Genomic DNA, 14,958 nt, shown 5'->3' with positions numbered 1-14,958 from the left:
GCCCTGCCATTGCATGGCGGCAACTGATTTCGGCTATTTTTTAATCTACGCGCTGATGGATGCCTGTTCTTCCCTATGCTCTCTCTTCATAATAAAAAAATACGATAAAAACCAAGAGGCAGGAAATCAACGTTACCGGATTTCTTATCTCTTGGTTATGCTCCTCCTATTCTTTATCGATTACCCTGCCCGCATCCCCGCAGCAGTTATATTCGAACTGGATCGTCAAGTGGGTCACACCGAAACGCCCTTTCAATACCTGTTCCAGCTCTTCATAGACGTCGGATAGTTCACTGACCAAAATATCATTTTGCAGATTTACGTGGGCTTCGAAGAAGAGCGTGTGCTCGTCCAAGGCCCAGATGTGGACGTGATGGATGTTCTTTATCGCCTCCATCTTTTCGAGTTCCTCCGCTATTTCATCGATGTCCACATTTTCCGGTGTTCCCTGCATCAGGATGTTTACCGACTCTTTCAATATTTCATAGCTTTCCTTGAGGATGTACAGTCCAATCATCACCGTCAATGCAGGATCAATCCAATAGGCCTTGAAGTAATAGATGACTACTCCGCCGACCATTACCCCGACCGAGGAGAGGGCATCGCTCAGGAAATGCAGGTATACCGCCCGCATGTTCAAGTCGCCTCCTGAACTCTTATGGAGCAGGTATACGCCCACTGCATTGAGGACAATCCCGATTGCGGCGATCACGATGACTATCAGTGCATTTATTTTCTCTGGCTGGATGAATTTAAAATAAGCTTCCCGGAAAAGGAAAAGGGACATGATGATCAGTAGGGTAGCATTGATGACTGCGGCTATGATGGTGGCTCGTCTGTAGCCGAAGGTGTTTTTCTTATCGTGTTTTTTTTCTGCCATCTTGACGGCAAACCAACTGATGACGATGGACAATACATCATTAAGATTGTGGAGTGCATCGGAAAGCAGCGATAAGCTGCCGGAAAACCAGCCGCCCAACACTTCGGCAATGGTCAGCACAATCTTCAGGACCATGGTGATGATCAAATTTTTTCCTTTTACGCTATTCAGACCCTCCGGATGGCTAGGTGCATGGGTATGTTCTGTCATCGTTCATCCCTCCTATTGCGCGCAGCAACCAATTATCTCTGCCTTCATCATACTCCAAATTTTATAAAATGGAAAAATCCATGGACCGCTTTTCCCAACAAAAAAAGAGGCTGGACAAAAGTCCTAGCCTCGTTCGCATTTCCTAACAATTCATCGTAAACGTGTTCTGAATTGCAGACACCACTCCCGTTTCGAAACGGGCTTTCGTCCACAAAAGAGGTGAACGAAAAGCCATTTTTTCCAACGTCCGGGTGTCTAAACGCAATTCATCGCACTCTGTTTAAACGTGTTCCTTCTCTTGCTGGGGTAAAGATGATTGTCTTTTCTTGTTCCAAAAGCGTTGATTGCAAAACAGCAGGAGAAGGCCGGAAATGGAGAGTACGGCCCCTATTTTCAGGAACGGCGTTTGGTAAGTCAGCGTAACTTCCGATTCCCCCGCAGACAGCGGAATGCCGATAAATCCGTAGTTCACCTTCACCGTTCCGACCGCTTTGCCATTGACTTCCGCTTTCCATCCGGGAGTATAAGGGATGGAGGTCGTGAGCACGCTCGGTTTAGCCTGCGTGATCGTTCCGCTTACTTTGGTATCCGCAAAAGTCTTGATAGCCAAGGCATTCGCCTGTTTTTCTGATACGCGGGCGGCGTACTGTCCATCAAACGGATACGCATAGATTTTAATGTCGTCTATTTTGTACGTGCCTGTAGCATTCAACTGCAGGCTTAGGGAACCCGACGACACTGTATCCCCTTGGCTCCCCATGTTGAACAGCATGTTATCGCGGTGGAAATAGGAACTGAAGTCCAATATATCGCTTTGGTCGACCTCTTTGGTCAGATCCGCAAAGGACACCAGTGCGGCAAAGCCGGTTGACGTCCAGCCGTAGTTGTCTTGGGAATTCGGTTCGAAATGCAAACCTTTCAAATGCACATACACCTCTGCGTTCGCTAATTCTTGCGGATCGTTCAGCAGCAACTCGATTGTGCCTCCACCATCTTTGACCGTGATCGTATCTCCGGAAATTTGCACTTTTTCCGGATCAGACGATGCCAATGAAAAAGCCGCAGTCTTGACATCCAGTTTCCCTTCAAATGGCGATAATGCCGCCGTATCCTTCTCTGTCGGTTCCAGCACGATCCCGTAGGACAGGAAGGCTTCTTTTTCCACCGGATTGTATTTTTCGAACTCTTCCGTTGAAAGGTACACCGATTCCGCATAGGCAAAGGGATAGGCCTGATCGCTCTGCGCAACGACAAACGCGCCTTTGCCATCGCCGGTCTGTTGAACCACTTTATAGCCGTCAGGCAGATATTTGGCATTCCCGGCTTCTGTCAAAATATACTTTACACCCAACAGGTTATTGATGATTCGGCGATCATCAAATCCGCACCGGACGGGTTGGATCAATTGAAATTGATTATTTTCCAGTTGCTTCGCGAAATCGGCAACCGCCCCGTTGGTAACGGAAAGATAGGAATTCATCCCCATCAGGTTCAGCAAAGCCATCTGATTTTTGAAGTTGTTATCTTTGGAGGTCACGCCTATCCGATAGATTCCCGGGTCTTTGATCAGCTGCTCTGCGCCGCCAAATGTCTCTTTATACCTTTCATCCACTGTGCCATAATCCAAAAGAGTCGCGGCCTCGTTTTTACCATTTTCCTGATAATAATCACGCGCATTGAAGATCAAATTTACCATTGCCAATACCACCAGCGCAATGGAAATGGTGGTCTTCGCATTGCTGCTTAAACAGCCGGATCGGTTTCGCCAGTATGCCCAGACCAGCAGCGCCCACATCAACCAAGCGAGGATAACCGGGGCGATATAGGCAAACCGAAACGGAACCACATTTCCAGCGGCAACCACGAGCGGAATCGAACTGAACACAACTGCCGAAAGCCCCATCGCCTTCAGTTCAGAACGTGTCAGGTTAAACCGTTCATTGAATAGTATCGCCGATCCAGCCGAAATAAAGAGCGGGATCGCGAAAGTCCAGCGGTTATAGGGTCCCGAAAAACCGTTCATCATGGAACCAAAAGCCGGCAGCAGCAGGATGACGGCAAATACCGACAGGTTCGCTGTGATGTAGCCGATTTTCTTGCGCCACAGAAACAGCAAGGGGGCCAACAGCACCGTACAGGCGGCGAAGCCAAAGACTGTCCATAAGAATCGTTCTGTGACCAAGAGGTTTGTAACCAAGCCCAGATAATATCCAAACGGATAAAACTTCAACCCGGCAGCGAATTCCCCCGGTTGTCTGGAAGAATGCAAAAATCCCCAGACAACGGGAGCCAAAAGGATACCGGCCATCAGCACCCCGATGGTATAGGAATAAAGGGCCCGCCAAACATACCCGAAGATGCTTTTCCATTCCTTGATGCCATTCAGATTGAAATAGCGGGTGATCGCAAAAATAAAGACCAACACCGTCAGCATGTAAAAGAAATAAAAATTGCTGAAGGCGCTGAAAAAAACGGCCAAAATAAAGGCGCTGTTCGATCCGCCCCGTAGAATCCGGTCCATCCCCAGACACAACAAGGGAAAACTGATCATCGGCAGGAGAAAGAACGGATGCCTGACCACATTCAAAACCACGTAAAAAGTGAATGTGTAGAGGATGCTTCCAAACAAGGCGCCTGGATTTTTTATCTTCACTTGCCGACAGAAGGCCAAGAAAGCCAAGCCGACCACGTACACACGAGCCAGTACTAACACATGATAAGCTAATTCCGTCATACCTTCCGGAAACAGCAGGCCGAGATAGACGAACGGATCCCCGATCACATAATAGCCGTAAGAGGCGATGACGTCAGACCCCAAGCCGATGTTCCAATCCCAAAAAGGGAATCCTTGCGTTGGATGGCTTAAAAATCCTCGCCACATGCTCAAGTAATCCTTAAAGACGAGATAATGCTGTGAAAAACCGTCGCCTTCCCAAATGAATGACTTCTGTTCCCTCACAAAGTACCCGTAGATGAGGGCCGTCATCACTAAAAATAGGCCGGTATAATAGACAGCTGTTTTCTTTGTCACATTTTTTTCTTCAAACATGCCTGATCATCCCCTCTGCTTAAAAATGAACCATTTGCTGAAGCCGTAGTTTAATACGACCACAATGAACTGTGTCGCTATCTTTGCCACGTTGGCATCAAAATGGATCCCGTCAACCAAAATCCACATGCTGAGCATGTCGAACACGGCCGAGAGCAAGCGGAAGGTGCAAAATCGGATGAACTCAAGGAAGCTTTCCTTGAACGTAGGTGTTTTCGTCTTAAAAACATATTTTTTATTCGTGAAAAAAGCAAAGAGGATGGAAACGACGATGGAGATCGCATTAGCGACCAAATAATTCATTCCCAGTATCGTATTGCACAGAAAGAACACAGCGATATTGACGGCTGTCGTAAGTCCGCCAAAAATCAAATAGCTGATGACCTCTTCAAATTTTTCATATAAATTTTTCAACCTCTCCATGCCGCCTTAATCACCTCTGCCATTTCGGATTTCCGACCTTTGTCCAGGCTCGTTTTCCACCTGATCCGACTCGGAATATTCCTGAATGAAATACAACGGACGCTCTTTTGTTTCGATAAAGACCCGCCCTAGGTATTCCCCGATGATCCCCAACGAAATAAGCTGGATGCCTCCCAGAAAAAAGATTCCGGCAAACAGTGAAGTATACCCGGCTACGTTTGAGCCAAAAATCAAAGTCTTTATCACTTCAATCGCCAAAACGATGAACCCGAAAAGAGAGATGATGATGCCGACGATCGACCAAACTTTTAAAGGCACGGTGCTGTAGGAAGTGATGCCGTCGATCGCAAGCTTCAGCAAACTGGAAAACTTCCATTTGGTTTCGCCGGCAACCCTTGGCTGGGCCACATAGGATATTTCTTTCTTCTTGAAGCCGATCCAACTGTACAACCCTTTCGTATAGCGTTCCCGTTCCCTCAGTTGCTTAAGGGCATTGATGCATTTTTTGTCCAACAGACGGTAATCGCCCACTTGAGGATAGACATCCTGTTGGGATACTTTTTGAAGCAAATGGTAATACTTCCGGGAAGTCCATTTCTTTAGCCAGCTCTCGCCTTCTCTTTCCTTCCTTACGGCATAGACATCATCATAGCCTTCTTCCCACCAATGGATCATCTCTTCAAAAAGTTCCGGTGGCTGTTGCAGATCTGCGTCGATGATGATGACCGCATCCCCTTGGGTATAGTCAAGGCCGGCAATCATGGCCGCCTCTTTGCCGAAATTACGCGACAGATCCACATATTGGACCCTATCATCTTTCTCTTTCAGCTGTTTAACGAGCTGGAGTGTCCGATCCCGGCTGCCGTCATTGACAAACAGGAACTCGAAGGTGTGTCGGTTCAAGTTTGCGCAGACTTCATTCAATCTTTCGTACATTTTCTCAATAACGGCCTCCTCATTGTAGGCAGGAACCAATATCGTAATTTTTCCCATTATTTTTCTCATCCATTCCTTGTGATATCAAATTTAAATCCAATTATACTACAAACAATCGATCCTCGTATCGAAAGTCAGCATATTCCAATAAGAATCATTTGCTTATTTGCAATGAGTTTGCCGGAATATCCGGCATCCATTCATTATGTAGTGCAATATTATGCTGTTTCCATTAAAAAACAGCAGTTCCTTCTAAAGTCGATTCTACCGTATTGATTTCGAAAAAGAAATATGCAAGAATACTTATAGAAAGTCGCAAACTAAACCAGCAAACGTTACCAACGTCGATTATATTAGCTTCAGATGGCCATCCGTCTGAATGCAGGAGGACATCACATGAAAAAAAGTTTCTTTTTAATTCTTTTAACCCTCAGCCTAACGTTCGGCATCGGCGCGCTTCCCAAGCAGGCCGCCAGCTCGTCACAGTTCCTGCCGATTCCGACACCCTATGATGACGGCACAAATTGGAACGGCAAAGCCCACCAAGCGACACACCCATCCATTGCCCAATTCGACGAGAAATGGCACGGCTATAAATATTGGATGGCATTCACGCCTTATCCATATGAAAACGATCAGACAGAGAACCCCTGCATCGTCGCCAGTAATGATGGGATTAATTGGCAAGTCCCTGCTGGCGCCAGCAACCCTTTGGTGCCGACACCAAAAAAAGGGCTGCATTCTTATAACTCAGATGGACACTTGTTCTATAACCCCTCCACATCAAGGTTGGAGCTGTGGTACCGTGAGTTTGTAAAAATTTCCAAAGATGCTTCCCAGGAAACGCTCTATCGCATCACCTCTTCGGATGGCAAAGACTGGACCGATCCGGAAGCGATGACAGTGTCGTCGGGCGACAAACTGCAATTGATTTCCCCTTCCATCATTTTTGAGGATGGCATCTACAAGATGTGGGTCATGCGCGACTGGTATGTCCTTTACAGCGAGAGCACGGACGGCAAGAATTGGGGCCCTTTCAACAAAATAACCGCAAATGGCGAGGCCGTTCATTCCTGGCATCCAGACGTCATGAAAGTCGATGGGGTTTACTATATGTTGAACCTCAATCGGAAAAATCGTGCGGATATAGGCGGCGAGCTTCGCTACAGCACATCCACTGACGGCATCCATTTCACTGCAGAAAAACACCTGTTGTCGAACACCGGCAACAAAGCAGACCTTGATGGATCCAGAATCTATCGTTCCAGTATGATCATCAAACCGGACGGCGTTCAACTGTATTATGGCCAGACTTCCTTCGACGATAAATGGACCATCGGCATCGCCGCGGGTCGCAGCTTGGAGGCTTTGGCGGAACAGCTGAAATGATTCCTCCAGCTTCCGGTGCATGCTCGGCGGATTTGAAACCCCTGATAGCAAAGGATACCAGCTATCCCGCTAAGCCTGAAGACAAAAAAATGCCCAACCCCGGAAAATGAGGGATTGGGCATTTTTTGATTGCCAAGAGAGTCAAGGAAAACAGATCCGTTTTTCCGGTGCTTATCCCTCGAAAAAGTTCTCATCCATCAAGTAGCCGATAGCCGCTTCTTTGGATTTGAAGACGCCTTCTATCGTACCATTCGGCAAGGATACAGACCACATCGGATTATCATACGTCAACCGCAGAACATCCCCGGTTTGGTCAAACCATAATTCCGAATAGCCTTCAACATAGCCATCCTCCGTTTTTTTCAAATAATCGATGGCTTTCTCAACCAATTCGCGGATTTCCGCTTCGTCGGCATCCAGAACGGAAAGATAGCCTTTAGCTGTTTCTTCCTTGGGCAGATAGCCTGCGTAGATAAAGGCATTTCCGTTCGGGTGCAAGAAACGGACGACGATGGTATGATCCACCGCGCTGGCCTTAAAATGATAGTTGAGGCGGTTCATCGATACGGGTACAGGCGTCAGTTCTTTATAGTCGTCAAAAATAGCTTTTTTTTCTTCAAAAGACAATGTCATGGTCATCACTCCTAGTATGTGCCCGACTAAATATTCAGGGCTCTGCTCATTCTACCACACATGAGCGGCTTCGTTTGTTACATATCGGTGAAAACTTGTGCCTTCCGTTCAGCTAAGCATTCGGGAAATCTGCAGTGCTGGTCTTGCCGGCGAATCCTTTTCTCTCCATCTTGCCCCAGCCCTTCGGTTTTTTCAAGGAATTGAGGTATCCCGTCACCCGCCATAAGCTGATCAACTGCCTTGCCCCGAAATTTTCCATAAAGGCATAGAGCACAAGTATTGCCAGCTCCTTGAAGCTGAAATAATCCGATTCCTTTTCCGCCAGATAAAGGGAAGAAACAGAAATCAGGATCCCCATCAGGATCGTGGATGCAAAAAGCAGCAGGGCGATTTCTTGGTTCAACAATCCCAATACAGCCGCCAACGCCACCATGATATAGCCTTGGATCTCCACAAGCGGCCCCATCATCTCGAAGATGAAGAAGTAAGGCATCGCGATCATCCCGACCCTCCCGTAGTCTGGGTTGCCGATAAGCTCGTGGTGGAAGGTCAAGATATCGATGAGCCCTCTGTGCCATCTGTCCCGTTGGCTTTTCAGCACCCTGAAACTTTCGGGCACCTCTGTCCAACAGTTGGCGTTGTAGACATATTTTATTTTGAATTTTTGGCTTTGTTCCAGCATATGGCGGTTCAACCGAACCACCAGTTCCATATCCTCGCCAACGGTATTCTTGTTGTATTTTCCGCTACTGGTGAGATAGCCGCCGATTTCGATGATGCGGTCCTTTTTGAACAACCCGAAGGCTCCGGAAATGATCAACAGGCAATTCAGCTGCGCCCAGCCGACCCGGCCAGCCATGAAGGCCCTGATGTACTCGATCGTCTGCAGTTTTGCCACATGATTGTCGGGTATATTGAGGCTTGTAAGCGTCCCGTTATCAACGGCGCAACCATTGATGGGGAAGATGTTTCCGCCCATTGCGGGACACTCCACTTCTTCATCAACCAACAGCGAAGTCAATTTGAGCAGCGCATCCGTCTCCAGCAGTGAATCGGAATCGATGCCGCAAAAATAGTCTTTTGAGGAGATGTTTATACCCGTATTCAGGGAATCCGCCTTGCCGCCGTTCTCTTTGTCCACAACCGTCAATTTGGGTCTGGATGCGTTCCGATAGATCCCCCTGATCGGCATCGCCTTCAGCTTCTCATCCACCCTCACATCCACTTTTTCAAGCTTGAAGTATTGGATCAGGGTTTCGAGGGTGCTGTCCTTTGAACCGTCGTTGACGATGATGAGTTCATAGTCGGGGTACCTCAGATTAAGGAGCGAATTGGCGCTTTCGATGATGGTCGCTTCCTCATTGAAGGCCGGTGCGATGATCGAAACCGAAGGCAGCATCTTCTTTCTGAATAAAAAAGGCAGCTTCTTCAGGTTCCAATATTTCGCTTGCTTCGTGACCCCGATAAAGGAACAAAACAGCAGGAACAGATAGACACCGTTCACCGCGGTAGTGTAGTAGATCAGGTAATAGTTGAAGTCGACCACATAAACCTTCAATTGTTCGAATAACGTCATCGTCATGAGCAGTTCCCGGTGACGAAGGGCATATACGGCCGGAAAGCTGAACAGCAATACAAAAACCAGGAAATAGAGATAGGCCACTACCCACTTGTTGTGCGTTTCTTCCTTCCTATTGTTTTTGGATACGTATCTGGTCAGATCGCATTTCTTCAGCAGCCAATCGTCCAAATAGATGCGGTATTCCTTTTTCACGGCTGGGCTCTCCTCAAACACTTCCTTGAGGATGGGGATGATTGCCGATTCAAGGTTGCTGTCCCTATTTTTATTCAGAAAACCGATGATGCTGCTGTTGTGTCCTCTCCGCATGATTTCCTTGAGGATGGCTCTGAATTCGCCCGCATTGTCCGCCGACACCTTCAGCATCATGTAGTCGATCCGCTTTGAAATCAGCTCAGCCAGGCTGCTCCTGACCCCATCATCTTCATATTTATGGAACTCTTCGGCCAGAATGCAGACTTGCGGTGGTTTTGCCGCGATGATTTTGGCTATAGCCGCATGTGCATGGCTTCCCATTTCTTCGTCCGCGAGCAGCGGGATCAACCGCAACAAATTGACAACGGATGGATTGGAACCCAATCCCTGGACGGCAATGCCCCGTATATAGGGATCCGCGTGATTCATAAACTCGGGCCGATCCGTTTCTAGAGCATAGATTTTCGTCAAGACAGTCGTGGCTTTATAGCGGATGCTCTCCTCTTCTTCCTGATCCCTTGTAAGCCCTCTCAAGTAATCTATCAGGTTGCTGACCGGGTAAATTTCTGCGAAACCGATGATCAGTTCTTTGTATTCTTTTCGGGCGCTGTCTTTTATTTCAGCGAAATGATCAAAGCAGTCTGTTCCGAACTCGTACAGCATTTCCCGCACTTTTTCGCGGTACCAATCCGGCGCATCCAGAATGGTCTTTGCAATGTTCGGTATCGATTCCGGATTTCCGATATCTACCAACGAACTGATGAGATACAGCCTTGCTGAATAATGTTTTTCCCGTCCAACGGCCTGTTCAAGGGCCTCCCGGGCAGCCTCCGTACCGATGATGCCTAAATAGACGCCGGCTTCGATTCTCCTGAATTTCAACTTGGACTTCAGCCGCTTCATGTAGTATGCATCCAATCCGCAAGATGCAACGATGGCACTGAATTGGCTTTCCATCTCCCCATCGGTGGCCACACTCTGTTTCAAAGCAGTGAAACGCTCGATGAACCGTCTACCGTCTTTTTTGGAAAGGGATGTATCGGCTCCAAAAAGGCCATTGATGATGAAGCGGTCCATTGCTGCGGTTTCTTCTTTTTCCAGATCATGCCTTCTCTTTCTGAAGAAAGTCAATGCAACCAGCATACCCGTCACAGCAATGATCCCGAAGATGAGGATAATGATCAAATGTGCTTCCATTTTCAAATCAGATACCGCCTTTCAATCTGTTTTTTGCGATACCGATGAGTTCCGTGAACATGTATGGTTTTTTGAAATAATGGGTCACATTCACCAGGAGCGCCCTCTCCATCGTTGGCTTATCCTTCTTATGAGAAATCAGAATGAACGGAATTTTTTCCCGTTCGGAATAGAAGGACAGATTCTCCTTCAACAACAAGCCGTCCATCTTGGGAAGCATCAGCTCGGAAATGATCAAATCAATCTTTTCCGTATCGGTTATCGCGAGTGCCGCGACGCCGTCGTTTGCGGTGTACACCTTGATGCCATCCTTCTCAAACGCACTCTTCATGAGCTCCAGGTTCATGTCATCCGTATCCACAAGCAGTACCGTTTTGACGAGACTCCCGTCCATTTCCGCAGATGATGCACCGCATACCGTATTCCCATTTATTTTGGCTATCCTCAAACGGTTGAACGCACTATTATGGAGGAATTCGGAAATGCATTCCGGTGTCCTCACCTGCTCGCCAAGCTCTTTAAAGAGAACCAGGCCAATGGATAAGGTGATTTTTTCTCTGAAGATATCCGATTGCGCAACCATTGTTCTGATTTGTTCCGCCAGGGATTGGGCTTCATTCCCATTTGTCTCCGGAATGAAGTAGGCGAACAACGAATCCTCTATTTTGAATAGCCGATGCATTTTTCCTTTTTCCCGTTTCAATAGATAAGCAAGATTTTTCATGGTTTCATCTCTATACTTGGTTCCATAATGCAATCGGATGTCCGCCAAGTTATCTATATCGATCAGAAACAGGGCACCCTCGGGAAAATCGTTGCCCGCCGTCTTCATGAAATCCTGAAAGAACAGTTCATTGAATAGACCGGTGTTGGGGCAACGGATGAACTTGTCCTGGATTTTTTCGATGCTATTCACCAGGTTCTGATTGAACGCCTCCAGCTTCCGGTACTTGTCGTTGATTTCTTTAATTTTCCTGTCCCTCTTCAACAGTTTGGAATGCAGGAGATCCGGTATCGGAATATCGTCCTCCTTTTCTATGGTCTGCACCAAGGGTTCCAGTATTTGCAAGACGCGGATCCCTTGTTCACTGAACAATACTTCAAACAATCTATTCCAAGACTCTCGCCCGGTTGCATCAAAATCCCGGACCAGCCCCGTCTGTTCATCCAACAGGACGCCTTCTCTTTTCAGTACCGCCGCTACCTTTTCCGGTTCATAGATGGTATAAAGCCGCTTTATCACCCGGTTGCAGGCGTTCAAATAGCTGCCTGATGCCGAGAGTCTTTGCTCGCTGTGGTTGCTAGTATCACAATCCCGCATTTTTTTGATGTACGTCTTTACATCCTGGTCGATCACTTCCCCGTTTTGAGGGGCAATTCTTGCGATATCCAAACGCAGCAGCTTCTCAATTACCGACCCCACCATCGCGCCAGTGTGCGGGTATTGTGCAAGAGTACCTGCTTCCGCAGGTAACCCGCTCCGGCTGTTTATGGTTGGCCCAAACAGATTACTCGAGAAGAGTGTCTTCGATCCGCTGTCGTATGTCAGCATGGCCCCGGCAACGTGCACCGAGGGCAGCGTCAGAAACAGAAGTTCCCGCCCCGATGACAACGTCAGTTTGAAACCTTCCTCATTTACGCTATAAATAGGCGATGTGACCCCATAAAATTGCAAAGAATCGGCCGTTATCCCAAGGGTTACCACAGTCGCCTGCAAGCCTCTTTGCTCAAACAGAGGAAGACTGGCGCAACAATCCGGCCCCTGGTGATGCACGATTACGTACTTGATCTTTTCCAAAGGTATGATGCTTACCAGCTCAGAGAAAACCCTTTCAAAACCCAACGCTGATCCGGGATCGATCAGAATCCCTTCCCCACTATCTATCATCAGATACGTATTGTACTGGCTTTCGACATCCCCTAGTCTATATACGTCATCTGTAATTCCCATGCTACTCAATTGATTTTCCATAAGTTTATACCTCGATATATTTCTCTATTAATTTTATGCTATTTTATTTACTCAATAAACAGAATTATAACATAGCGTTGCCTAAAAAAGTCACTTTAAATAGTGATAACTTTTCGAATGTTAATTCCAAAAATATATATGCTGTTTTTCACGCAACGACCTTCCAATTTCCCCTTATGGCACGCTACAAAAAAAAGAGAAGGCCAAAATCCGACAAACGGAATACTGGCCTTCTCATTTCATTTGTATTTGTATATCGATTTACTGCAGCTTTTCGAAGAGATTCTGCAGGATATAATAGGACGGCTTCAGCCTTTCATGATAGGTCGGCAGATCCCATGAATCCCACGAATAGGCATTCATGGCGATTTCGGAATGTGCTGTTTCTCCGCTTTTTACGACGCCCATGCCGAAATACATCTTATCGGTCTGTTCGGCTGTGACGCCATTATTTTTGTAGAGATCCCCCATGATCGATTTTGTTGAAGGATCCATGACATTCAAAAGCTGCCATGGGATCCTGATTTCGATATTCCCGTCCTTCACAGAAAAATCTGTCAGCGAATTATACGCATCGTGTTCAGGATTGGCATCGCCATAGCTCAATTTGCCGGTCTCGTACTTTGAAAAAGGCACGGTTGTTTGATCTTCAGGCAGATAGATCTCCCTCGAAAGGCAATGATAAATCGGATTGAAGATACCCGCTCCTGCGACTGTATAATCCGCATTTTTTTCGATCATTTTCAACTTTTCGGCATACAGATAATAGAAGGAGTCATAATAGGCATCCACCAGTATCCGGGCATCATCTTTGCTGTTGATCTTGATCAGAAAGTCCGCCGGCCGCTTAAACTGCAGACCATTGCTGGCATCAACCGCATTTCCTTGTCCGCCCAATGAATCAACCGGGATATACAAAGTATCTTCCCCGAATGTGAAATCCGTTGTCTTAGCGAGCACATAGACATATTTCTCATCCGACTTCACATACAAGGAGCCATCTTTCGTTTTGGAAATCGGTTCGTCCTCTGCCCAATCCGAAATATCGCCGTCAACATAGCAGATGCTCTCTTTCTCGCCTGGGTCAAAAGCCATCAGCCCGAATTCCTGCTCGTTCGTCTGCGGATTTGACCAGTAAGCGCGTCTGTTGGCTAAATCGAAGTCCATCGTGTTCCAGGTCCGTTTAAACCACTCATCTTGCCAAGTAAAGACCAGTCCGCCGCAATAGCCTTCCGCATAGATATCCCCAAGGAGATCGGCCACAATCTCCCCCTGTTCCGTCTCGTCATGTTGGCCTTGATTATAGCCGGAGTATAGACTTTCGTGGGCTTTTCCCCTCGATGCGGGAACCCCAAATTCGGCAACAAGGACCGGTATGGTGTGTTGCTTCATCAGATCCCGCAAATAGGCACGATAGGTGTTGACTTTACCTTCCTCATCCACAAAGGTGACATAATCCTTCTGATAGCTCAGGAAATCAGGATAGTACGGATAAATGTGGTAGGAGGCAAACAGTCCCGGCAAAAATTTTTTCTGTGCCTTGATATGTTCCGTATTAACGACCGCCCTATCCTCCTTCTCATAGGGCTCGCTCGGATGCTTCAGCATATCGGTCGTTACCCAGTTCGCGTAGCCCAATGCCCGCGTTGTCTGGTATTTGTTGGCTTCGTACGTCAGAACCGCATCGCCCACCTCGCACAGAAATGTCTCAAACGGTGATGCATTCTCTGTATAGGTGTATTCTCCTGAATAGCTCGTTCGGTCAGGGTTGTTCGCATTTGTCGTATCCACAAAATCCGGATCCCATTCAATCCCTAAAATCCAACCGATGACATATTGCGAAATGTCCTTCGTGTACTCGCCGCTCGCAAAGCCGGCTTTTTTAGGAAGAACGGCATTCCCGTGGAAAATATCCACCAAGTCCTTGGCATCATTGATGAAGTCGTTTTTAATTTTTCCGTCTTCCGCATAGGCATCCTGCAGTTCGGCGATATCTGCTTCGTTGATCCACACACCCTGCATAAGATAGAGCGGCTTTGCGGCCTCCTTGTTATATTCATACAAGGCATCATAAAAAGCAGGTTCCAAGGTTGTGTATACCCGGATCACCTCGGCATTCATTTCGCTGATGTACCGGAACCAACGCAAATATTCCTCCTTCGTGATGGCGAGTTCCCCGGGAAAATAGCCCGGCTTTGCGGCACCGATATTGACGCCTTTCAGGAACGTCTTTTCCCATTTTTCATCCTTGTAGACATAAAAATCTTTGCCTTCCGTTTTCGACACAAAGGATAACCCGGCTTCTTTATAGACGGCAGCCTCTTTTGCCGCTGCCGCACCGTTCTGAATCAAAAAGTAGGCAAGGGCTACCGATGCGATCAACAAAATGCCCAGTGTTGCGACAAGCTGTTTCCTTCTGTTCATTTTTTTTTTCATCTTATTTCCCCTCGAAACAAAAAGGCCTTGAACAATATGTTCTAAACTTTTTGATTCAT

At 47.1% G+C, this 14,958-nt stretch carries 9 protein-coding genes; 1 reads left to right on the top strand and 8 read right to left on the bottom strand.

Annotated features, from left to right (window positions below; all coding sequences use genetic code 11):
* Nucleotides 1-166 precede the first annotated feature (166 nt).
* The 4 genes from BM101_RS08960 to BM101_RS08945 all read right to left on the bottom strand — a co-directional run bounded on the left by BM101_RS08960 (nt 167) and on the right by BM101_RS08945 (nt 5,555).
* Nucleotides 167-1,090 carry a cation diffusion facilitator family transporter gene (locus BM101_RS08960; RefSeq protein WP_087032481.1) on the bottom strand — a complete coding sequence of 308 codons (924 nt, stop codon included), beginning with the start codon at nt 1,088-1,090 and terminating at the stop codon, nt 167-169.
* A gap of 280 nt (nt 1,091-1,370) precedes the next feature.
* Nucleotides 1,371-4,139: a YfhO family protein gene (locus BM101_RS08955; RefSeq protein ID WP_087032479.1), complete on the bottom strand. Its 2,769-nt coding sequence runs from the start codon at nt 4,137-4,139 to the stop codon at nt 1,371-1,373.
* Nucleotides 4,140-4,145: 6 nt separating this feature from the next.
* A complete protein-coding gene (locus BM101_RS08950; RefSeq protein ID WP_177194461.1) occupies nt 4,146-4,553 on the bottom strand; it encodes a GtrA family protein in 408 nt (135 codons plus the stop codon).
* 15 nt (nt 4,554-4,568) lie between these two features.
* Nucleotides 4,569-5,555 carry a glycosyltransferase family 2 protein gene (locus BM101_RS08945; protein WP_087032476.1) on the bottom strand — a complete coding sequence of 329 codons (987 nt, stop codon included), beginning with the start codon at nt 5,553-5,555 and terminating at the stop codon, nt 4,569-4,571.
* 339 nt (nt 5,556-5,894) lie between these two features.
* Between BM101_RS08945 and BM101_RS08940 the strand changes: the two genes are divergently transcribed.
* On the top strand, nt 5,895-6,887 hold the full coding sequence (locus BM101_RS08940; RefSeq protein ID WP_087032475.1) for a hypothetical protein: 993 nt from the start codon (nt 5,895-5,897) through the stop codon (nt 6,885-6,887).
* A gap of 171 nt (nt 6,888-7,058) precedes the next feature.
* Here the strand turns inward: BM101_RS08940 and BM101_RS08935 are convergent, their stop codons facing one another.
* From BM101_RS08935 to BM101_RS08920, 4 genes are all read right to left on the bottom strand, one after another.
* Nucleotides 7,059-7,520 (bottom strand): hypothetical protein, encoded by a 462-nt coding sequence (locus BM101_RS08935; protein ID WP_245825688.1) that lies wholly within the window; start codon nt 7,518-7,520, stop codon nt 7,059-7,061.
* A gap of 112 nt (nt 7,521-7,632) precedes the next feature.
* Nucleotides 7,633-10,491, bottom strand: coding sequence for a glycosyltransferase (locus BM101_RS08930; RefSeq protein ID WP_177194460.1), 2,859 nt, complete (start codon nt 10,489-10,491; stop codon nt 7,633-7,635).
* Between the two features lie 7 nt (nt 10,492-10,498).
* The gene (locus BM101_RS08925; RefSeq protein WP_087032469.1) at nt 10,499-12,463 is read right to left on the bottom strand and encodes an oxygen-binding di-iron domain-containing protein; all 1,965 of its coding nucleotides are present in this window, start codon (nt 12,461-12,463) and stop codon (nt 10,499-10,501) included.
* A 261-nt stretch (nt 12,464-12,724) separates the two neighbouring features.
* Complete coding sequence (locus tag BM101_RS08920; RefSeq protein ID WP_218149913.1) at nt 12,725-14,899, bottom strand: family 2 glycosyl transferase; 2,175 nt, start codon at nt 14,897-14,899, stop codon at nt 12,725-12,727.
* Nucleotides 14,900-14,958 lie beyond the last annotated feature (59 nt).

The sequence above is a fragment of the Trichococcus palustris genome, from assembly GCF_900114465.1.
Classification (GTDB): Bacteria; Bacillota; Bacilli; order Lactobacillales; family Aerococcaceae; genus Trichococcus; species Trichococcus palustris.
This window is presented reverse-complemented; position numbering and strand designations above follow the sequence as displayed.

Coding starts and splice junctions, on each gene's coding strand:
- BM101_RS08960 (WP_087032481.1), bottom strand. CDS start 1,090: ATGACAGAACATACCCATGCACCTAGCCATCCGGAGGGTCTGAATAGC.
- BM101_RS08955 (WP_087032479.1), bottom strand. CDS start 4,139: ATGTTTGAAGAAAAAAATGTGACAAAGAAAACAGCTGTCTATTATACC.
- BM101_RS08945 (WP_087032476.1), bottom strand. CDS start 5,555: ATGGGAAAAATTACGATATTGGTTCCTGCCTACAATGAGGAGGCCGTT.
- BM101_RS08940 (WP_087032475.1), top strand. CDS start 5,895: ATGAAAAAAAGTTTCTTTTTAATTCTTTTAACCCTCAGCCTAACGTTC.
- BM101_RS08935 (WP_245825688.1), bottom strand. CDS start 7,520: ATGACATTGTCTTTTGAAGAAAAAAAAGCTATTTTTGACGACTATAAA.
- BM101_RS08930 (WP_177194460.1), bottom strand. CDS start 10,491: ATGGAAGCACATTTGATCATTATCCTCATCTTCGGGATCATTGCTGTG.
- BM101_RS08925 (WP_087032469.1), bottom strand. CDS start 12,463: ATGGAAAATCAATTGAGTAGCATGGGAATTACAGATGACGTATATAGA.
- BM101_RS08920 (WP_218149913.1), bottom strand. CDS start 14,899: ATGAAAAAAAAAATGAACAGAAGGAAACAGCTTGTCGCAACACTGGGC.